General features: G+C 72.1%; 16 protein-coding genes. 11 read left to right on the top strand and 5 right to left on the bottom strand.

Annotated features, from left to right (window positions below; all coding sequences use genetic code 11):
- Positions 1-10: 10 nt before the first annotated feature.
- From ACIOGX_RS22440 to ACIOGX_RS22425, 4 genes are all read right to left on the bottom strand, one after another.
- Complete coding sequence (locus tag ACIOGX_RS22440; protein ID WP_356507886.1) at positions 11-976, bottom strand: ABC transporter permease; 966 nt, start codon at positions 974-976, stop codon at positions 11-13.
- Positions 969-2,483, bottom strand: coding sequence for a sugar ABC transporter ATP-binding protein (locus ACIOGX_RS22435; RefSeq protein ID WP_401915558.1), 1,515 nt, complete (start codon positions 2,481-2,483; stop codon positions 969-971). Before ACIOGX_RS22435 ends, ACIOGX_RS22440 begins: the two co-directional genes overlap by 8 nt.
- Before the next feature lies 1 nt (position 2,484).
- Positions 2,485-3,576, bottom strand: a complete 1,092-nt coding sequence (locus ACIOGX_RS22430) for an ABC transporter substrate-binding protein (RefSeq protein ID WP_401915556.1) — start codon at positions 3,574-3,576, stop codon at positions 2,485-2,487.
- Positions 3,577-3,742: 166 nt separating this feature from the next.
- On the bottom strand, positions 3,743-4,804 hold the full coding sequence (locus tag ACIOGX_RS22425) for a LacI family DNA-binding transcriptional regulator (RefSeq protein ID WP_356507880.1): 1,062 nt from the start codon (positions 4,802-4,804) through the stop codon (positions 3,743-3,745).
- 289 nt (positions 4,805-5,093) lie between these two features.
- Between ACIOGX_RS22425 and ACIOGX_RS22420 the strand changes: the two genes are divergently transcribed.
- From ACIOGX_RS22420 to ACIOGX_RS22370, 11 genes are all read left to right on the top strand, one after another.
- Positions 5,094-7,679 carry a PA14 domain-containing protein gene (locus tag ACIOGX_RS22420; protein WP_401915552.1) on the top strand — a complete coding sequence of 862 codons (2,586 nt, stop codon included), beginning with the start codon at positions 5,094-5,096 and terminating at the stop codon, positions 7,677-7,679.
- 268 nt (positions 7,680-7,947) lie between these two features.
- The gene (locus tag ACIOGX_RS22415) at positions 7,948-8,880 is read left to right on the top strand and encodes an NADP-dependent oxidoreductase (protein WP_383970907.1); all 933 of its coding nucleotides are present in this window, start codon (positions 7,948-7,950) and stop codon (positions 8,878-8,880) included.
- Positions 8,877-9,662, top strand: coding sequence for a GNAT family N-acetyltransferase (locus ACIOGX_RS22410; RefSeq protein WP_401915549.1), 786 nt, complete (start codon positions 8,877-8,879; stop codon positions 9,660-9,662). Before ACIOGX_RS22415 ends, ACIOGX_RS22410 begins: the two co-directional genes overlap by 4 nt.
- A gap of 148 nt (positions 9,663-9,810) precedes the next feature.
- On the top strand, positions 9,811-11,319 hold the full coding sequence (locus ACIOGX_RS22405) for an SDR family NAD(P)-dependent oxidoreductase (protein ID WP_382516115.1): 1,509 nt from the start codon (positions 9,811-9,813) through the stop codon (positions 11,317-11,319).
- Positions 11,320-11,625: 306 nt separating this feature from the next.
- On the top strand, positions 11,626-11,799 hold the full coding sequence (locus ACIOGX_RS22400; protein ID WP_356507872.1) for a hypothetical protein: 174 nt from the start codon (positions 11,626-11,628) through the stop codon (positions 11,797-11,799).
- A 377-nt stretch (positions 11,800-12,176) separates the two neighbouring features.
- Entirely contained in the window at positions 12,177-13,328 is a 1,152-nt protein-coding gene (locus tag ACIOGX_RS22395) for a DUF6777 domain-containing protein (protein ID WP_356507870.1), read from the top strand.
- A 62-nt stretch (positions 13,329-13,390) separates the two neighbouring features.
- Positions 13,391-15,463, top strand: a complete 2,073-nt coding sequence (locus ACIOGX_RS22390; protein WP_356507868.1) for a SpoIIE family protein phosphatase — start codon at positions 13,391-13,393, stop codon at positions 15,461-15,463.
- A 110-nt stretch (positions 15,464-15,573) separates the two neighbouring features.
- Positions 15,574-17,001, top strand: a complete 1,428-nt coding sequence (locus ACIOGX_RS22385; protein ID WP_356507866.1) for a wax ester/triacylglycerol synthase family O-acyltransferase — start codon at positions 15,574-15,576, stop codon at positions 16,999-17,001.
- Positions 17,002-17,207: 206 nt separating this feature from the next.
- A complete protein-coding gene (locus tag ACIOGX_RS22380; protein WP_383970893.1) occupies positions 17,208-18,224 on the top strand; it encodes an aldo/keto reductase in 1,017 nt (338 codons plus the stop codon).
- Positions 18,221-18,535: an L-rhamnose mutarotase gene (locus ACIOGX_RS22375; RefSeq protein WP_356507862.1), complete on the top strand. Its 315-nt coding sequence runs from the start codon at positions 18,221-18,223 to the stop codon at positions 18,533-18,535. Before ACIOGX_RS22380 ends, ACIOGX_RS22375 begins: the two co-directional genes overlap by 4 nt.
- The gene (locus ACIOGX_RS22370; RefSeq protein ID WP_356507860.1) at positions 18,532-19,383 is read left to right on the top strand and encodes an amidohydrolase family protein; all 852 of its coding nucleotides are present in this window, start codon (positions 18,532-18,534) and stop codon (positions 19,381-19,383) included. The genes ACIOGX_RS22375 and ACIOGX_RS22370 overlap by 4 nt, the downstream gene beginning before the upstream one ends.
- On the opposite strand, the gene ACIOGX_RS22365 is transcribed toward ACIOGX_RS22370, so the two are convergent.
- On the bottom strand, positions 19,371-20,090 hold the full coding sequence (locus tag ACIOGX_RS22365; RefSeq protein WP_356507858.1) for an alpha/beta fold hydrolase: 720 nt from the start codon (positions 20,088-20,090) through the stop codon (positions 19,371-19,373). The genes ACIOGX_RS22370 and ACIOGX_RS22365 overlap by 13 nt on opposite strands.
- Positions 20,091-20,167 lie beyond the last annotated feature (77 nt).

Genomic DNA, 20,167 nt, shown 5'->3' with positions numbered 1-20,167 from the left:
CGCACAGTGGTCACCGCTTCCCCCGTTCCCGTGCCGCGTAGACCGCGAGCACGATCACCACGGCCTGGGCGATCTGCGTCCAGGACGGCGGCAGATCGTGCTTGATGAGCGTGGCGGTCAGCAACTGGATGAGCACGGCGCCCGCCACCGTGCCGCCGATCCTGATCCGGCCGCCGCTCAACGGCGTACCACCCACCACCACCGCGGTGATCGCGGACAGCTCCATCAGGGTCCCCAGCGACGTCGGGTCACTCGCCTGGAGGCGGGCCGTGGCCAGCACCCCCGCGATCGCGGCGAGCACACCCGAGCAGATGTAGACGACGATCAGCACCCTGCGCACCGGGAGCCCGGCGAGCTTCGCCGCGGGCCGGCTGTCGCCGATCGCGAGCAGCTGCCGGCCGAAGGTCGTGCGCCGTACGGTGAAGGCGACGGCGAGCGCCAGTACGGCCGCGATCAGCACCACGTAAGGGATGCCGAGCAGATCCCCGGAGCCCAGCGAGGCCATCGTCGGATCCCGTACGTCCTTGAGCTGCGGGAGCAGCACCAGCGCGACGCCGCGCCCCGCGACCATCAGCGCCAGGGTCGCCACGATCGGCTGCACCCCGATGAACGCGATCAGTGAGCCGTTGGCGAGTCCGACGGCGGCCCCGCCGATGACCGCCACGATCAGCGCGATCCACGGCCCGTACCCCAGATAGAGGGAGAGCAGGGACGTCGACAGCGCCATCACCGAGCCGACGGAGAGATCCACCCCCTCGCTGCCGATGGCCAGTGCCATGCCGAGCGCCACGATGAGGACGGGCGCGACCTGCACGGCCTGGGTACGGAAGTTCTCCGCGGACAGGAAGTGCGGGGTGAAGAACGCGTTGGCCAGCAGCAGGACAGCCACGCCCGCGTAGACGCCGTACTCCTGAAGGAGCGTCAGCAGCCGTGCGCGGTCGAGCGGTACGCGTCCGGGCGCCGCCAGGTCAGTCATCGCGGGCTCCCCCCTGCGAGGCGATGGCGTGCAGCAGCCGGTCCTCCGTGACGTCGGTCCCGGTCAGCTCCGCGACCACGGCGCCGTCCTTGAGGACCACGACCCGGTCGGACCCCTCGATCAGCTCCTCCATGTCGGACGAGATCAGCAGCACCCCGAGCCCCTCGTCCGCGAGTTCGTCGATCAGCCGCTGCACCTCGGCCTTGGCCCCGACGTCGATGCCCCGGGTCGGCTCGTCCAGCAGCAGCACCTTGGGCCGCATCGCGAGCCAGCGGGCGAGGAGCACCTTCTGCTGATTGCCCCCGGACAGCTCACCGACCTTCTGGTGCGGCCCCGACGCCTTGATCCGCAGCCGCTTCATGAAGGTGTCCACCACTCGGTCGATCCGTGCGTCGTCGACCAGGCCGAAGCGGGAGAGTCCCGGCAGCGCGGCCAGGGCGATGTTCTCCCGTACGGAGAGTCCGGGGACGATCCCCTCGGCCTTGCGGTCCTCGGGCAGCAGGCTGATGCCCGCCCTGATCGCGGCGGGCGTGGAGCCGGTACGCACCGGCTGCCCCGCCACCAGCACCCGGCCCGAGTCGGGCGGCAGCGCCCCGGCGATGGCCTTCGCGGTCTCGCTGCGGCCCGAACCGAGCAGCCCGCCGAGCCCCACCACCTCGCCGGGGCGCACCCGCACCGACACCCCGTCCAGCTGATGACGTACCGTCAGGTCCATTGCTTCGAGCACGGGTTCGGCGCCGGTGTCATGCCCGCCGGTGAATTGGGTGAGCCCCTCGTCGCGCACCTCGCCGATCTCGCGTCCCAGCATCAGCGACACCAGCCTCAGCCGGTCGAGATCCGCGAGCGGACCCGTGTGGACCCGCTTGCCGTCCCGCAGGACGGTGACCGTGTCGCAGACCTCGTACAGCTCGTCCAGCCGGTGGCTCACGTACACCACCGCGATGCCGCGCTCCTTGAGCATCCTGATCACATCGAACAGGGTGCGGACCTCGCGCGGTTCGAGCGAGGAGGTGGGCTCGTCCATGATGACCACCCGCGCGTCGACCGAGACGGCCCGCGCCAGCGCCACCATCTGCTGGGCGCCGACGCCGAGCGTGCGCAGGGGCCGCCGTACGTCGACGCGCAGCCCGAGCGCCCGCAGCGCCGCGTCCGCCTCCCGGTGCATCCGGCCGAAGTCGATCAGCCCGAGCCCGCCGCGGGGCTCGCGCCCCAGGAAGAGATTGCGGGCCACACTCATCAGCGGGACGAGATTGACCTCCTGGTAGATGGTGGAGATCCTGGCGTGCTGTGCCTCCAGCGGGGTGGCGAACCGGACCGGCTCGCCCCGGAAGAGGATCTCGCCCTCGTCCGGCCGGTACACCCCGGTGAGCAGCTTGATGAGGGTGGACTTGCCGGCGCCGTTCTCACCGATCAGCGCGTGGACCTCGCCGGGGCCGACGGCGAAGTCCACGCCGTCCAGGGCCCGCGCGCCGGGGAAGGTCTTCGACAGTCCGGTCACCGACAGCACGTCAGTAGGCCTTGCCCAGATCGGAGGTGGCGTTCTCCTCGGTGTACGCGCTGTCCTGGATGACGATGTCCTGGGCGACCTCCTCGCCCTTGGTGAACGCGTCGAGGGTCTGGAAGGCCAGCGGCCCGAAGCGCGGGTTGGACTCGATGACGCCGGAGATCCAGCCGTCCACGATGCCCTGCACGGCATTACGGGTGCCGTCGACCGTCACGATCTTGACGGCGCCCGCCTTCTTGCCCGCGCTCTTCAGGGCGTTGACGGCGCCGAGGCCCATCTCGTCGTTCTCGGCGTAGATCCCGGTGATGTCGGGGTTCGACTGGATGAGCTGCTCGGTGACCTGCTGGCCCTTCTCCCGCGCGAACTCGCCCGTCTGCTCGAACACCACCTCCAGGCCGGGGGCCTTGGCCGCGATCTGGTCCTTGAACCCGCTCGTGCGCTCGGTGGTGACATTGTTTCCGGCCGCCCCGAGCAGGATCGCGACCTTGCCCTTGCCGCCGGTCGCCTCGATCATCCGGTCCGCGGCGCGCTTGCCCTGCTCGACGAAGTCCGAGCCGATGAAACTCACATAGTCCTTGCAGGGGGTCGCGTTGATCTTCCGGTCGATGGTGACGATCGGGATCTTCTTGGCGGCCGCAGAACGCAGCACGGGGCCCCAGCCGTCGGAGTTCAGCGGGGCGATCACCAGCAGGTCCGCGCCCTTGGCGATGAGGTCCTGGACATCGCTGATCTGCTTGGAGAACTGCGTCTGCGCGTTGGCGGTCAGCAGCTTGATGCCCCGCTTCTCCGCCTCGGCCTTGATGGAGGCGGTCTCCGCGATCCGGAAGGGGTTGGCCTCCTTCTCGGACTGGGAGAAGCCGACGGTCGCGCCGGCGAGATCCGTCTTCTCGCCGCCGAACCGCTCGATGGTGCAGGTCGGGGAGTCTCCGGCGCCGGGCGAGGCGACCAGCTGGCCCGAGTCCGCCCCGGCGGAGGCGCCCTTGTCGCCGGAGGCGTCGTCCTCGGACTTCGCGCAGCCGGTGAGCGCGAGCGTGGCGGCCAGGCTCGCGGCCAGAACGGTCGTGGTGGTGGTACGGCGGACGACGGACGGCTTCATGGCGGAACCCCATCTCGGCGCGGCCCCGGCGCGCAGGGCGCTCACGGGAGGTCAACTCGTACAGAGGTGCTGGGCGTTGAGATCGTTCGGAAGGGTTTTTACATCGTTGTACGGAGCCTGTAAACCCTTCGCGCGATAACGGCGGAGAACACCCGGAGCGCCGCGGTCACCCTCCGCCGACCGTGCTCTCCCGCTCCACCAGCCGGAAATCGGCCCGGAGTTCACGCGCGCGCGTGCTCCCGGGGGGCCTGGTCCCGGCCGCCGCCCCCGGGTCGTCCGCGGCGCCGGCCGTCTCCCGCAGCCGCTCCACCAGCGACTGCACGGCGAGCCGGGCGATGGTCTGCTTGTCCGGCGAGATCGTGGTCAGCGTCACCGTGCCGTAGCGGCCCTCGGTGATGTCGTCGAAGCCCACCACCGCGACATCCCCGGGAACCCGCAGCCCGCGTTCCGACAGCACCCGCATCGCGCCGATGGCGATCAGGTCGTTGTACGCGAAGACCGCGTCCGGCAGCACCCCGGAGTCCAGCAGCCGGGCCATCGCCGCCGCGCCGTCCGCGTGGTCCCAGCCCCCGGTCGGGGCGATCATCGAGTCCGGCGCGGGCAGCCCCGCCTCGGTCAACTCCGCCCGCCAGCCGCGCAGTCGGAGGTGCGAGGGCTCGTTGACCCGGTCGGTCCGCGCGCCCAGGAAGGCGATCCTCGACCGGCCCACGGCGAGCAGATGCCGTATCGCCGTCCTGGCCGCCGCGACATTGTCGATCGCGATGTGGTCGTACGGCAGGCCGTACTCCCGCTCGCCGAGCAGCACGAGCGGCGCGTCGTGGTCACGGGCGAGCAGATCCTCCCGTTCCAGCTCGATGGGGCTCAGGATCAGCCCGTCGATCACCTGCGCCCGGAACCCCTGGCTGACCAGGATCTCCTGTTCCCGGCGGCCTCCGGTGTGGTCGAGCAGCACGGTGTACTCGTGCTCGGCGGCCACGTCGATGACCGCGCCCGCCAGTTCGGCGAAGTACGGGTTGCCCAGTTCGGGCACCGCCAGCGCGAGGATTCCCGTACGGCCCTTCCGCAGATGACGAGCCGTCAGATTCGGCCGGTAGCCCAGCTCGTCTATCGCCCGCTGCACCCTGGCCCGCATCGCCGGGGTGACATGACGGTAGTTGTTGACCACATTCGAGACGGTCTTGATGGAGACGCCCGCTCGTTCCGCGACGTCCTTGAGGCTGACGGACACCCGCACTTCCCCTCCGGGGCGGCGCCCGCGGGCCCGCCCCCTGCCCTGTTCGTACATCGATGGATATGGCGTCGGCCCGCGCTCTGTCCTGACCCTGGACAGCGGGCGGAACGGCATGCTGTCATGCCAACTGCCGTTCCTTCCAACGTTGTACAGACTGTCGCAACGAGCCGCCACCCCAGTGTCCCTCCCGGCGGTGTCCGCCCCGTCACGACGTCCGGCACACGCCCGACGCCGCTTCCCGACGGACGGACACCACCGGTCGCGGCGCTGGCCACAAGGAGGACATGTGCGCATCCGAAGAAAACTGGCTCTCCTGCTCGCCTCCGTCCTGGGCTTCGCGGGACTCACCGCGGTCCCCGCCGCCTCGGCCGCCGACGACCCGGCCGAGGCCCATGGGCTCAAGGGCGAGTACTACACCCAGTCCGCCCCCGGAGCCTTCGACTTCCACGAGCTCAAGGCCACCGGGTTCGATCCGTCCATCGACTTCGGCAATCTGGAACCGCGGCTGACGGCCGCCACCGGTCAGGCCGATGACGTCACCGTGCGCTGGACCGGGAAGATCGTTCCGGCCACCACCGGCGCGCACACCTTCTCGATGATCGGCGACAACGGATTCCGGCTCTGGGTCGACGGCCGGCTCGCCATCGACCACTGGGTCGACGACTGGGAGAAGGAGCAGACCTCCCCGTCCGTCGAGCTCACCGCGGACCGGGCCTACGACATCAAGGTGGAGTACTTCGAGCACTACGGAGGTTCCAACCTCCACCTGAAGTGGACCGAGCCCGGTGGCAGCAAGCGGCCGGTGCCCCAGTCCGCGTTCCGGCTGCCCGACGGCTTCGCCTACGACGGCGCCACCGCCGCCACCGTCCTGCCGGACGGCCGTACCCTGCGGCTCGACTTCGTCCAGAAGCTCGCCGCCCCGCCCGCCGGACTCGCCTCCCATCTCAGCGCGGTCATCGGCGGCGCGGCCTGGCCGCTGGGGAGCGTGAAGAGCGACCCCGAGGACGCCAGGCGGCTGCTGGTCACCCTGAAGGAACCGGTCGTCGGCAAGGGCGGCTCCGCCGATCTGCGCTACGACGGCGCGGGCGGTCTCGCCGCCCAGCAGGGCAAGCCGGTCGCGGCCTTCTGGAGCAGCGGGCCCAACACCTCGGAGTACCAGCTCTCCACCCCCTGGGCCAAGGACGTACGCCCCGGGAACGCGCTTCCCGAGTACCCCCGGCCGCAGCTGACCCGCGACGCCTGGCAGAACCTCAACGGACAGTGGCAGTTCGCCGCGGCCGAGAAGGGCGAGCGCCCGCCGGTCGGCACCACACTGCGCGAGCGGATCCTCGTCCCGTACCCCGTGGAGTCTCAGCTCTCCGGGATCGAACGGCATGAGGACCGGATGTGGTACCGCCGCACCTTCACCGTGCCGCCGAACTGGCGGATAGGCCAGGACAAGCGGCTGAACCTCAACTTCGACGCCGTCGACTGGCAGGCCGAGGTGTACGTCAACGGCACCAAGGTGACCGAGCACAAGGGCGGTTACGACCGGTTCAGCGCCGATGTCACCGACGCGCTCAAGCCCGGCCGCACCCAGGAGCTGATCGTCGGCGTCTACGACCCGACCGACGCCGCCGACGGCGAGAACCCGCCCATGGGCAAGCAGCGCCTGGACCCGAGCGGTATCTGGTACACCCCCTCCTCCGGTATCTGGCAGACCGTCTGGATGGAGCCGGTCGCCGCCGACCATGTCGGCTCGCTCGGGCTCACGCCCGACGTCGCGGGGGAGAAGCTCGCCGTCGAGGTGCGCGGGATCCGGGACGGTGTGCCGGTCACGGCCACCGCGTACGACGGAAAGCGCAAGGTCGGCACGGTCACCGGCCGCACCGGAAGCACACTGAGCGTGCCGGTCCGCGACCCGCGTCTGTGGTCGCCGGACGATCCCCATCTCTACCGGCTGGAGGTGACGGCCGGAAAGGACAAGGTCGGCAGCTACTTCGGGATGCGCTCCCTCACGGTCGAGAAGGTCGACGGAGTGCCGCGCACGGTGCTCAACGGCACGCCGACCTTCCTGATGGCCACGCTCGACCAGGGCTTCTGGCCCGACGGGCTGCACACCGCGCCGACCGACGAGGCGCTCGCGTACGACCTCAGGATGCACAAGAAGCTCGGCTTCAACTCCGTGCGCAAACACATCAAGGTCGAGCCGGACCGGTGGTTCTACTGGGCGGACCGGCTCGGACTGCTGGTCTGGCAGGACATGCCGGCGATGAACACGATCACGCCGGACGCCGCGTCCCGCACCCAGTACGAGCACGAGATGAAGAAGATGATCGACCAGCACAGCAGCAGCCCCTCGGTGGTCATGTGGGTCACCTTCAACGAGGGCTGGGGCCAGTACGACCAGGCGCGGATCGCCGACCAGGCCAAGGCGTGGGACCCGAGCCGGCTGGTCAACAACATGAGCGGGCTCAACTGCTGCGGCGCGGTCGACGGCGGCAACGGCGACATCGCCGACGCCCACGGCTATCCGAGCCCGCAACTGCCCGCGCCCGACGGGAAACGGGCGCTGGTCAGCGGGGAGTACGGCGGACTGGGGCTCGCGGTGCCCGGCCACGCCTGGCCGGTGCAGCACACCTATGTGGGCGTCGACCAGGCCGCGTACACCGACGAGTACCTGGCCCAGCTCGGCAATGTCCGCAAGCTCGCCTGCCAGGGGAGCAACGGCGCGGTCTACACCCAGATCAGCGATGTGGAGGGAGAGCTGAACGGACTGCTCACCTACGACCGCAAGGTGATGAAGCCCGATGTCGAACGGCTCAAGGCGGCGCACGAAGCGCTGATCCGTGACGCCTCCGACCCGGCGTCGATGGAGTGCGCCACCCCGTGATCCATGGAGTGCGCACTTCCTGATCCACGGAGTGCGCCACTCCTGATCCGCGGAGTGCGGACGTCCTGATCCGCCCCTGACCCCGGTCCGCCCGCGTGCCGGGCGGGCCGGGGTTCGCCGACGCCGGGCGGCGTGCACGTCCGGCTCCCATGAACACCGTGTGACCTCGGGAATAGGCTGGCCGGTGATCCACCTTGAATCTGCTGTCGCCGCGTCCGATGTGGGCGGAGGCGGCGACGGAAGCCACCGGCCAGAGCGAGGAGCCCTCATGCCCAAGGCCACGTCCACGGCGTACGTCTTCACCAGGCACGGCGGTCCGGAGGTGGAGACCTTCGTCGACCGGCCGACACCGAGCCCCGGCCCCGGCCAGCTGCTGGTGGCCGTACGCGCGGCGGGCGTGAACCCCGTCGACTGGAAGCTGCGCTCCGGCTACCGCAGGCCCGGCTCGCCGCCCGCCTCGCTCCCCGAGACGCTGGGCAGTGAGGTCTCCGGTGTGGTCGAGGAGGTCGGCGAGGGCGTCGAGGGCTTCGCCGTCGGTGACGCGGTCTTCGGCTCCACCCTCACCGGCGGATACGCGGAGTACACCCTGCTGCCGGTCGGGATCACCGCGCACAAGCCGGACGCGCTGTCGTTCGCGGACGCCGCCGCGCTGCCGGTCGCGGCGGCGACCGCGTACGACGCCGTACGCCAGGCCGATCTGCCGTCCGGCGCCACTCTGCTGATCACCGGCGCCGGCGGGGGTGTGGGCGTGGCCGCCGTCCAGCTCGCACGCGGCTCCGGGCTGCGTGTCATCGGCACCGCGAGCGCGGGCAAGAAGGAGTTCGTCGAGTCCCTGGGCGCCGTGCACGTGCCACCGGGACCTGACCTCGCCGCGCGCGTACGGGCCGTCGCGCCCGAGGGCGTGGACGCCGTTCTCGACCTCGTCGGCGGCGACGACCTCAAGGCCGTGGCCGAGCTGCTCGTGGACCGTACGAAACTGTTCAGCGTGGCGGACAAGGCCACGGTTCCCCGGCTGGGCGGCGCGGTGGTCGTACGGCAGCGGACCGCCGCGGTCCTCGACGAGGTCGCGAAGCTCGTGGTGAGCGGCGCCCTGCGGCCGTTCGTGACCCGGACCTTCCCGCTGGAGCGGGCGGACGAGGCGCTGCGCGCGGTCGAGGCCGGGCACGTCCAGGGAAAGATCGTGATCGAGGTCGGCGCATGACCGGAACGCCCGGGGCCATATCCCACCCGCCCGCGCCCCGTCCGCCGGAGCCGTCCCCGGCCGTGCCGGGCCATCCGCTGGACCATCCCGCGCTGGCCTCGCTGACCGGGCCGCACGCGCACTTCGCCGAGCGGCGCGGCCGGCTGCTGCGCTATCCGCCCGATGTCTCGCCCTGGCTGGCGCTGCCCGACGCTCCCGACGCCGCGGACTGGGCCGACGCCGCCGCGCTCGCGGGCCCCGGCGGATCGCTGGCACTCGTGGGCTACCGGGTCCCGCCGCCCGACGACTGGGAGATCACCTTCAGCGCCGACGGAGTACAGCTCGCCGGTACGGACATGAGGACCGCCCCGGACGAGGAAGCCGTACGTCTCGGCCCCGCCGATGTGCCGGAGATCCTCGACCTGGTCGAGCGCACCCAGCCGGGCCCGTTCCTGGCGCGCACCATCGAGATGGGCACGTATCTCGGCATCCGCCGCGAAGGGGTGCTGGTGGCGATGGCCGGGGAGCGGCTGCACCCGCCGGGCTGGACGGAGATCAGCGCCGTCTGCACCGACCCCGCGTTCCGGGGCCAGGGTCTGGCGGCCCGCCTCGTCCTCGCGGTCGCCCACTCCGTCCGCGCCCGCGGGGAGCAGCCGTTCCTGCACGCGGCGTCGTCCAACACGAACGCCATCCGGCTGTACGAGACGCTCGGCTTCCGGCTGCGCCGGACGACGAGGTTCCTCGGGGTCCGGGTCCCGGCCGGTGAGTCCCGGAGTGCCGAGGCCGGGGGCGGGACCGGCTAAGATAGTGGGATTTTGTTGGCCCCCGGCGCGTCGGTATGCTCCTGACCTGCGGGGATGGCCGCAAACAGCCAGGAAAGCCCCATCAGGGACTCCGGCGCGCGAGTGACCCCGTGCCCGGCGTACGAGTGATCGAGGAACGGCAACAGCGATGACGGTGACAGAGGACAGCCCGGCGTACGGCGACAGCCGGCCGTATGCCGAGAGCCCGGTGTACGCCGAGAGCCAGGAGTACGGCCCCGGCATCGACCCCGAGCGCATGGCCGTCTGCCTGGCCGTGCTCGACGAACTCGACAAGCTGGATGTCGACCACCCCGACGCGATCGCGGTCCGGCGGGCCACCGCCGGCATCTACCGGACCGTCAAGCAGCGCCGCCGCCAGGAGCGCAGGGCGGCCAAGACCGCCCACGACAAGGCCGTCACCGAAGCCACCGCCACCGGCTCCGCCGAGCGGATCGACGACGAGACCCAGGGTCTGCTGCCCTCCTCCTCGGTCAGCGGCGAGATCGCGGGCGTACTCCAGCGCCCCCGCTCCTGCTACATCTGCAAGACCCGCTACACCGAGGTCGACGCCTTCTACCACCAGCTCTGCCAGCCGTGCGCCGCCGAGAACCGGGCCCGCCGCGACGCCCGTACGGACCTCACGGGACGGCGCGCGCTGCTCACCGGCGGCCGGGCGAAGATCGGTATGTACATCGCGCTGCGGCTGCTGCGCGACGGCGCCCACACCACCATCACCACCCGCTTCCCCGGCGACGCGGTCCGCCGCTTCAAGGCGATGCCGGACAGCGACGAGTGGATCCACCGCCTCAAGATCGTCGGCATCGATCTGCGGGACCCCGCGCAGGTCGTCGCCCTCGCCGACTCCGTCGCCGCCGAAGGCCCGCTGGACATCCTGATCAACAACGCCGCGCAGACGGTACGCCGCTCCCCGCAGGCGTACAGCGAGCTGCTGGCCGCCGAGTCCGCGCCGCTGCCCGCGGGCGAACTCCCCGCCTCCCAGGTCATCGGGGCGTTCGGCAGCGGTGCCCAGGCCGTACTGCCCGCCGCCGGCGCCGAGGCGCTGAGCGCCTCCGATGTCACCGGACTCGCGCTCGTCGGCGGCTCCGCCACGCTCGCCAGGATCGAGGCGGGCACGGCGATCGACGCCGGGGGCCTGGTGCCCGATCTGCACGACACCAACAGCTGGGTCCAGACGGTCTCCGAGGTCGACGCGGTCGAGCTGCTCGAAGTCCAGTTGTGCAATTCCACCGCGCCCTTCATCCTGATCAGCAGGCTGCGTCCGGCGATGGCCGCGGCCGAGGCGGCCCGTGCCTACGTGGTGAACGTCTCCGCGATGGAGGGAGTCTTCAGCCGTGGTTACAAGGGCGCGGGGCATCCGCACACCAACATGGCCAAGGCCGCGCTGAACATGCTGACCCGTACCAGCGCCCAGGAGATGTTCGAGAGCGACGGCATCCTGATGACCGCCGTCGACACGGGATGGATCACCGACGAGCGCCCGCATCCGGACAAGATGCGGCTGGCCGACGAGGGCTTCCACGCCCCGCTCGACCTGATCGACGGCGCGGCCCGGGTGTACGACCCGATCGTGCGGGGCGAGAGCGGCGAGGATCTGTACGGCTGCTTCCTCAAGGACTACGCCCCCGCCAACTGGTGACGGGGTACCGGTGACCGGCGGACTCATGGTCCGTCAGGCCGCCACTCGGCCGGTCGGCCGGGTCACCACTCGGCCCAGCGGCCGTGGGCCGAGTGGCCGGAATTTCACTCGAATGCGAGCCCTATCGAGCGGGTTGACGCTCAGATGGTTACGCTGGAGCGAACGGACGGCCAATCAGGGGATACACCATCCCCCAGGCTGTGCTGGGACAGGCCCACTACCAAGGCCGCGGTCCCGTCCGACAACGGCGCCACCGCGACGGAAACGTGTCCTGTCCCAGAGTTACGCGACACAGAGGAGTGCGCGGTGACACCAGATCTCACGACGAAGCACGAGCAGCGTCCGGCGGAATATGTCGAGCGGATCCGCCGGCCCGACAAGCTCGGAAACCTCGAAGTATGGGCCAGGTCGGCTCCGATCAGGCTGGCCGGCTACGAGGACGACCTCGCGGAGCCGCACATCCTCCCCGGGATCGACTGACGCGCCGGACCGACCGACGGATCGCTCCATGTCCCGTACCCCCGCATCGGCCGGGGTGCGGGACCACGCATATGCGGTGCCGTCCACCGGCGGCGTAGTGCGCGAGGACCGGGCACGGCGGCGCCGCGCCCAGACCGCGGTGATCGCTCTCCTGTCCGGACGACCGCCCGCGCGCCGGCCATCACGACCCGGCTGACCAGCATGAACGTCCCCCATCCCGCTCGGGACCCGCACACCTTCACGCGTCGCCACGCGCGTATGCCGCCGCCTGAACGTGTCCGGCCCCCGGGCGTGCCGTCGCCGTTCCCGCTTGCGGGGTACGGAGGGATCCGGCAGACATAGGGGGACATCCATGGAGGAAGAGTCGGGAGATTCTGGTGCGCTCACCCCACCGTCGTCGGTATGTCACGCTCGCCGTGCTGTCCGCGGGGATTCTGATCACGGCCGGCTGTGGCGGGGACGAGGGTGGCGGGGATGTGGCGAGCGCCGAGGAGTTGCTGCTCCAGCCGGCCGCCGCTCCGGGCCCCGATCCCTTCACCCGGTCCACCGTGAGCCCCGATGCCGTGGCCGGCCCGGCGGTCCGCCCCCCGTCGCCTGACGCCCGGGGCGGGGCGGGCGGCACCGTACGGACGCCGCGCGCCCTGCCGGGCTCCACGCCGGGGCTCTACGGCGGCACCTCCACCGCGAGCTGCGAGGTGGATCGGCAGATCCGACTCCTCACCGAGAACCGGAAGAAGGCCCGCGCCTTCGCCGAGGGAGTGGGCGTCACCCAGGACTCCGTCCCCCACTTCGTGCACGGACTGACGCCCGTCGTGCTGCGGCCCGACATCCGGGTGACGAGCCACGGCTACCGCGAGGGCTCCGCCACCGCCTTCCAGTCCGTCCTCCAGGCGGGCACCGCCGTCATGGTGGACAACCGGGGCGTGCCCAGGGTGCGCTGCGCCGACGGCAGCCCACTGAGCCCGCCGGTCGCGGCCAGCGGCTCCGTCCGGTACCGGGGCGAGAAGTGGAAGGGCTATCAGCCCGAGCGGGTCGTCGTCATCAACCGCACCCCCGAGGCCATCACCAGCCTGATCATCGTCGACCTGGCCGCCAACTCCTGGATGGAACGGCAGATCGGTACCGAGGGCCGGCGGGACAAGCCGCCCCAGGTGCCGCCGCAGTACGGTCCGGAGGCGGACATCACGGACCCGGACGCGGTGAAGCCGCCCCGGCCGGGCATGCCCGAGGCGCCCGCCGGTGTGGGATCGGGGTCCGGTGACGTCCCGCGGGGCAATGCCACGGACCGGGGCCGTGCCGTGCCGGACCAGCCGCGGGACGCACCGCTCGTACCGGACGACGGCGTGGTCCCGCCCGACGGCCCGGTGGAGCCGGAGCAGGGCGGCGGAGATCACGCGTTGTCCGACGAGGAGATCCTGACCGGCCCGGACGACCCCGTACAGGTCCCCGGGGACGAGTTGTCCGGCTCGTCGCAGGACGGCCCGCTGTCGGGCGACGAGCTGGCCGGCCCGGTGACGTTCGCCGGCTGACCGAGGGTCCGAGGCTGACGGGACCGCTCGAAGAATCCGACAAATGATGACAGAGTGTCTCCATGGTTGAACGGGAAGCGGGCCCCCTGTCGCTCTCCGACGACTGGCCCGCCCGTCCGCACATCAGTCTGTCCCTGAACCGGATGGGGACCTTCGACTGGCACCTCGACAGCGGGCTCCTGCATCTCGACGACCCCGCCCTCGCGGTCCTCGATCTGCGGCCCGGCGAGTACGACGGCCGGCCGAGCGGCCTGGAGACACGGTTGTCGCAGAGCGAGAGCAGCCGGCTGACGGACGTGGTGGAGCGGGCGCTGCGGGACGGCAGCGCCACCTACGGCGCGTACCTCCGTATCCGGCGACGGGACGGAACCCCGCGCTGGACGCACACCCAGGGCGCCATCCGCCGTGACCCGGCGGGCCGGCCCTACCGCGTCATCGGCATCGTCCGCGACGCCTCCCAGGAACTGGCGGACTCCGCCGCACGGCTCGAACTGAGCGCGGTGCGCCGGGTGCGCACCAGCGTCGTCGAGGGCACGGCCGCCGCGCTCGCCCACGCCAGGACCGTCCAGGACGTCATCGACGTACTGAAGGACTCCCACGGCCTGGCACACCTCGGAGCCAGCAGCCTGGTCATGGGGCTGATGGAGGCGGGACGCATCCATCTGGTCGCCGAGGGCCCCGAGGGCTCCTACGTACCGGGGACACGGATCACCCGCGCCGACGAGCAGTACCCGATGAGCGAGGTCGTACGCACGCTCGTCCCGCGCTTCATCGAGTCCGCCGAGGAGTTCGCGGAGCGCTACCCCGTGCTGTGGCCGGAGATCCGCGGGCTGGGCATCAACGCCGCCGCCTATCTGCCGCTGATCGCCCAGGCGCGGCCCATCGGCGCCCTCGGACTGCTCTACCGGGAGAAGAGCGGCTTCACCGCCGAGGACCGCAATCTGCTGGTCGCGCTCGGCAGCAGCATCGCCCAGAGCCTCCAGCGCGCCGTCCTCTTCGAGCAGGAACACGATCTCGCCGAGGGGCTCCAGCAGGCGATGCTGCCCCGCCGGATCCCCGCGGTGCCGGGCGCCGAGATCGCGGTCCGCTACCGCTCGGCCCGGCTCGGCCGGGACATCGGCGGCGACTGGTACGACGTGATCCCGCTGCCCGGCGGCCGGGTCGGGGCGGTCATCGGCGACGTACAGGGCCATGACACCCACGCGGCCGCCGTGATGGGGCAGCTGCGCATCGTGCTGCGCGCGTACGCGGCCGAGGGGCACGCGCCGGCCACCGTGATGGCGCGGGCCTCCGTCTTCCTCCACGAGCTGGACACGGACCGCTTCGCCACCTGCACCTACGCGGAGGCCGACCTCGCCACCGGAGTGATCCAGCTGGTCCGGGCCGGCCATGTCGATCCGCTGATCAGGGAAACCGACGGCAGCTGCCGCAGACTGCCGGTGCCCGGCGGGATGCCGCTCGGCCTCTCCGCGGCCTTCGGCCGGCTCGACTACCCGGTGGAGACGATCGAACTGGACCCCGGCCAGGCCCTGTTGCTCTACACCGACGGGCTGGTGGAGCAGCCGGGCGCCGATCTGGACGACGGGCTTCAGCTGCTGGCCGCGCTGGTACGGGACGGTCCGCGCGATCTCCAGCTGCTGGCCGACCGGCTCTGTGAGGTGGTGGACGCGCGGGGCGGCGAGGACGATGTCGCCGTGCTGCTGCTGCGCCGCCTGGGCACGCGCGCCCCGCGCTCGGGCGGCCGGCTCCAGCAGCAGGTCGCGCAGCGGGACCCGGAGGGGCTGAGCACCGCACGGCACATGATCCGCGCGGCGGTGGCCGCCTGGGGGGCCAGGGAGCGCTCCGACGAGATCGAACTGGCCGCCGACGAGCTGATCACCAACGCGCTGCTGCACACCGACGGCGGGGCCGTGGTGACCGTACGGGTGGTGTCCGGGGCGGAGCGACGGATGAGGGTCGAGGTCGAGGACGGTTCCAGCGCCCTCCCGCACCGCCGGGACGCCGGGGCCTCGGGGGTCTCGGGACGCGGGCTCCAGCTCGTGGAAGGGCTGGCGGACGAGTGGGGCGTGGAGTCGCGCGGCAGTGGCAAGTGCGTGTGGTGCGACTTCATCGTCCCGGACCGACCGTCACATTGAGCGGTTTTCGTCGTTAATTGTAGGTGACTTGATCGTACTTGACCGTAACTGGACAAAGGCGATGGACTGAGTCCGTCGCCGTACCTCGCCTTCTAGGACCTGGGGTTCCCTTGACCACCGAGCTGCTGGCACCTCTCGATCTGGCCTTCTGGCATCTCGAATCCGCGGACCATCCCATGCATCTCGGCGCGCTCGCGGTCTTCACCGCGGCACCCGGCACGGCCGGCGGAGCGGGCGTGCGGGAACTGCTCGCCGCGCGCGCCGCTGCCATTCCCCGGCTCAGGATGCGGGTACGGGACGTCTGGCTGCCGGTCGGCGGCGCGGCCTGGGCGGTGCACAAGGAATTCGACGTACGCCGGCATGTGCGCCGACTGCCGCTGCCGGAGGGGGAGTTCGCGACGGAGGCGGCGCGGCTGGCCGGGGAGCTGATGGAACGTCCGCTGGAACGCGGCATTCCGCCGTGGGAGATGTACGTCCTGACGCCGGAAGACGGCAGTGGTGGTGGCGGGGCGCTGGTGGCGGCGGACGGTGGCCGTCCCTTCGCCGTCCTGGTGAAGCTGCACCACGCGCTGGCCGACGGCATGCGCGCCGTCGCCATCGGCGCCGGCATCTTCGACCAGATCGCCGACGCGCGGGCGGCCGGGGACCGCCGGACGCGCCCGGTGCCGCCCCGGTCCTGGCTTCCCGGCCCCTGGCAGGTCGCCGGGCTGGCCAGAGGCCGGATCGAGGAGCTGGGCCGGGCGGTCGGCATCGGCGCCTCGGTCGTACGGGCCAGCCGGCTCGACCCGCGCGGTATGCCCGCGCTCACCGCCGGATCCAGCGGGACACGGCGGCTGGCCACCGCCCTGCTCGATCTGGAGGACGTCCAGCGGATCCGCAGGGCCGCGGGCGGCACGGCCAACGACGTCCTCCTCGCGACCGTGACCGGCGCGCTGCGGCGCTGGATGCTCGAACGGGGCGAACCGCTGCCCGCCACCGCGCCGCGCGCGCTCGTACCGGTCACCCGGCGCAGGCCGGGCGGTCCCTCCGGGTCGGGCAACCGGCTCTCCGCCTATCTCCTCGGCCTGCCGGTGGCGGAGGCCGACCCGCGGGCCAGGCTGGCCGCCGTACGCCTGGGCATGGACCGCAACAAGACCGGCGGCCCCTCGCGCGGGGCCGGCGCGGTAGCCGTCCTCGCGGACCAACTGCCGCCCCTCGCCCACCGGCTGGGGGCGCCCCTCGCCGGCAGCGCGGCCAGAATGCTCTTCGACATCCTGGTGACGAGCGTCCCGCTGCCGCGCTCCACACTCTCGCTGGGCGGCTGCCCGCTGCGCGAGGTGTATCCGATGGCGCCGCTCGCCCGCGGACAGTCCCTGGCGGTGGCGCTCTCCACCTACGGCGGGAAGGTGCATGTGGGGCTGGTCGCCGACGGCAAGGCCGTGCCGGACCTCGACCGGCTGGCGCGCGGGATGACCGAGGAACTGCGGGAACTGCTGCGGGTCACCGGGCCGGGCGGCCGGATCCGCTCCGCCGGCCCCGCCCGAGCGGCCCGCACGTAGCTCCGCACAGCTCCCCGCAGCCCGGCAGCGGTCCCGCGAAGCCCCGAGAGATCGGACAGCTGGGTACGAACTCCTCGGAGATTGCTGCCTCATGGGTGTTGACGCGTCCAGTCATCCGATGAATATTTCATCGTGATCGGCATCCCGGTCGCTCTCGGCATCGGCCGGTGCGGCCGGCAGGCGCTACATCGGGAGGCGGCAGCGGTATGCGGCACACCACGCTCGGACACGGAACGGTCGGGGTGACCGGACTGTCCTTCGGCGCGGCCGGGATCGGCAATCTCTACACCCCCGTCGAACCCGAGCAGGCCGCCGCGGCGGTGGACGCCGCCTGGGACGCGGGCATCCGCTACTTCGACACCGCGCCGCACTACGGCCTGGGGCTCTCCGAGCGGCGGCTCGGCGAGGCGCTGCGCGACCGGCCGCGCGCCGCGTACACCCTCTCCACCAAAGTGGGCCGGCTGCTCGACCCCGTGTCCGGCGCCGGACCCCTCGGCGACGATCTCGCCCACGGCTTCGCCGTACCCGCCACGCACCGCCGCGTCTGGGACTTCAGCGGGGACGGCGTACGCCGCTCCATCGAGGACAGCCTCCGGCGGCTCGGCGTGGACCGGATCGACATCGTCTATCTGCACGATCCCGACGACCACGCGGAGGAAGCCTTCCGGCAGGCGTATCCGGCGCTGGAGCGGCTGCGCGACGAAGGGGTCGTCGGGGCGATCGGCGCCGGGATGAACCAGACGGCGATGCTCACCCGCTTCCTCCGCGACACCGACGCCGATGTCGTGCTGTGCGCCGGCCGCTTCACCCTGCTCGACCAGTCGGCGCTCACGGCGCTGCTGCCCGAGGCCCTCGCGCGCGGCAGGAGCGTGGTCGCCGGCGGGGTCTTCAACTCCGGCCTGCTCGCCGACCCGCGCCCCGGCGCGACATACGACTACACCGCGGCCCCGCCCGAACTGCTCGACCGGGCCCTGCGGATGGACGCCGTCGCCCGGCGGTACGGAGTGCCCCTGCGGGCCGCGGCCCTGCACTACCCGTCGCGCCATCCGGCCGTCGCCAGCGTGCTCGTCGGCGCCCGTTCCGCGGCGGAGGTACGCGACGCGGCCGGCCTGGCCGCCCGTACCGTCCCCGACGACCTGTGGGCCGAACTGCGCGCGGAAGGGCTGCTGACCGAAGGGCCACGGCCCGGGGGACCACTGACCGAGGACGGAGTGCTGTCATGAGGGTCGCCCTGCACACCAAGGTCCGCGCCGACCGGGTCGGGGAGTACGAGGCGGCGCACCGCGAGGTGCCCGCCGAGCTCACCGCCGCGATCCGCGCCGCGGGCGCCACCTCCTGGACGATCTGGCGCAGCGGTACCGATCTCTTCCATCTGCTGGAGTGCGAGGACTACCCCCGTCTGCTCGCCGAGCTGGACCAGCTTCCGGTCAATGTCGCCTGGCAGGCCAGGATGGCCGAGCTGCTGGACGTCGTGCACGACTACTCCGCGGCCGGCGCCGGAGCCGGTCTGCCCGTCGTCTGGGAGCTGCCATGACACCGCCGGGCGTCATCGACGCGCACCACCACCTCTGGGATCTGTCCGTACGCGACCAGGACTGGATCACCGGCCCCGCCATGGCCCCCATCCGCCGGAACTTCACCCTCGCGGACCTGGCCGCCGAGACCCGGGCCGCCGGGGTGTCCGCGACCGTGCTCGTCCAGACCATCGGGGTCCCCGAGGAGACCCCCGAGTTCCTCGCCGCCGCCGACGGCAGCGATCTCGTCGCGGGCGTCGTCGGCTGGACCGATCTCACCGCGCCCGGGGTCGCCGACACGCTCGCCGCACTGCGCGAGCTGCCCGGCGGCGACCGGCTCGTGGGGATACGCCATCAGGTGCAGGGGGAGCCCGACCCGGAGTGGCTGCTGCGCCCGGACGTACGACGCGGTCTGGCCGCCGTCGCCGCCGCGGGACTCGTGTACGACCTGGTCATCCTGGAGCACCAGCTGCCCGCCGCCGCGAAGGCCGCCGATCTGCTGCCCGGTCTCACGTTCGTCCTCGACCACCTCGGCAAGCCGCCGATCGCCGCGGGCGCGACAGAGCCGTGGGCGGGCCTGGTCAGGGAGCTGGCCGCGCGGCCGAACACCGTCTGCAAGCTCTCCGGGATGGTAACCGAGGCCGCCTGGGACTCCTGGACGGCCGAGGGACTGCGCCCGTACGCCGACACCGTCCTCGACGCCTTCGGGCCCGAACGGCTGATGTTCGGCTCCGACTGGCCGGTGTGCCGGCTGGCCGCCACGTACGGAGAGGTTCTCGACGCGGCGCGCACCCTGACCGACGGGCTCGGCGAGGACGAGCGCGACGCGGTCTTCCGGGACACCGCGCGGCGCGTCTACGCCCTCTGAACCGGATCGATGCCGTCCTCGGCCGGCTCGGGGAAGGCATGGCGCACCGGGCCGGGGAAGGGCTCCATGCCCAGCAGCGCGGTGACCGAGTGGGTGGCCAGGGTGTGCCAGACACGCGCGCGGCGCAGCATCGCGTGATCACCGCCCGGCAGCAGTACGGCACACGCCTCGGCGCCCGCCGCACGCGCGCGGGCGGCCAGGTCGAGGCTGCCGCGCGGATCCGTGACCCGGTCACGGTCGCCGTGCAGCAGCACCGTCCTGGTGCCCGCCAGCTGCGCCACCGGCTCGTCGGGCGGACACCAGGGCGCGAGCCCCACCACCCCGCTGACCAGGTCGTGCCCGGCGGCGGCCAGGGCGGCACGGCCGCCCATCGAGTGCCCCACGAGCACGACGGGCACGGGGCCGACCAGAGGCTCCAGCTCATCGAGCGCCCGGCGGGTGTCGCGCGCCGCGTCGGCCCGGCTGCCGTTCCAGCCCCGGCAGCGGTAGCGCACCCGGCCCACCACGACGTCGTACCCGTCGGTGGCCCGGAGCACCGCGCGGGTGAACGGCCACATCCGGGCGCCGGGCAGACTCAGCCGGGCGGGCGGCGCCACGCCCTCCTCGCGCCCGCCGTGCAGCACCAGGACGACGGCGCGGGGCCGCGCGGCGGTTCTGTCGAGAACGAGGGCGGGCTGGACGCCGGCTCGGCGATCGCGTACGGACACGGGGGCCTTCCTTCCGACGGCGGGAGCCCGGGGGCTGCCCGGGGCACCTCTGGCGGGGCTCTTCCATGAACGATCCG

Origin of the sequence: Streptomyces sp. NPDC088147, assembly GCF_044741565.1 — a bacterium.
Lineage (GTDB): Bacteria > Actinomycetota > Actinomycetes > Streptomycetales > Streptomycetaceae > Streptomyces.
Note: the sequence above shows the minus strand (reverse complement) of the source record. Positions and strands in the feature narration are given on the sequence as shown.

What these genes read in the sequence shown, in the direction of transcription:
- ACIOGX_RS22440 (WP_356507886.1), bottom strand. Translation starts at nt 976, where the DNA reads ATGACTGACCTGGCGGCGCCCGGACGCGTACCGCTCGACCGCGCACGG.
- ACIOGX_RS22430 (WP_401915556.1), bottom strand. Translation starts at nt 3,576, where the DNA reads ATGAAGCCGTCCGTCGTCCGCCGTACCACCACCACGACCGTTCTGGCC.
- ACIOGX_RS22415 (WP_383970907.1), top strand. Translation starts at nt 7,948, where the DNA reads ATGCCCAAGGCCACGTCCACGGCGTACGTCTTCACCAGGCACGGCGGT.
- ACIOGX_RS22410 (WP_401915549.1), top strand. Translation starts at nt 8,877, where the DNA reads ATGACCGGAACGCCCGGGGCCATATCCCACCCGCCCGCGCCCCGTCCG.
- ACIOGX_RS22405 (WP_382516115.1), top strand. Translation starts at nt 9,811, where the DNA reads ATGACGGTGACAGAGGACAGCCCGGCGTACGGCGACAGCCGGCCGTAT.
- ACIOGX_RS22390 (WP_356507868.1), top strand. Translation starts at nt 13,391, where the DNA reads ATGGTTGAACGGGAAGCGGGCCCCCTGTCGCTCTCCGACGACTGGCCC.
- ACIOGX_RS22380 (WP_383970893.1), top strand. Translation starts at nt 17,208, where the DNA reads ATGCGGCACACCACGCTCGGACACGGAACGGTCGGGGTGACCGGACTG.
- ACIOGX_RS22375 (WP_356507862.1), top strand. Translation starts at nt 18,221, where the DNA reads ATGAGGGTCGCCCTGCACACCAAGGTCCGCGCCGACCGGGTCGGGGAG.
- ACIOGX_RS22370 (WP_356507860.1), top strand. Translation starts at nt 18,532, where the DNA reads ATGACACCGCCGGGCGTCATCGACGCGCACCACCACCTCTGGGATCTG.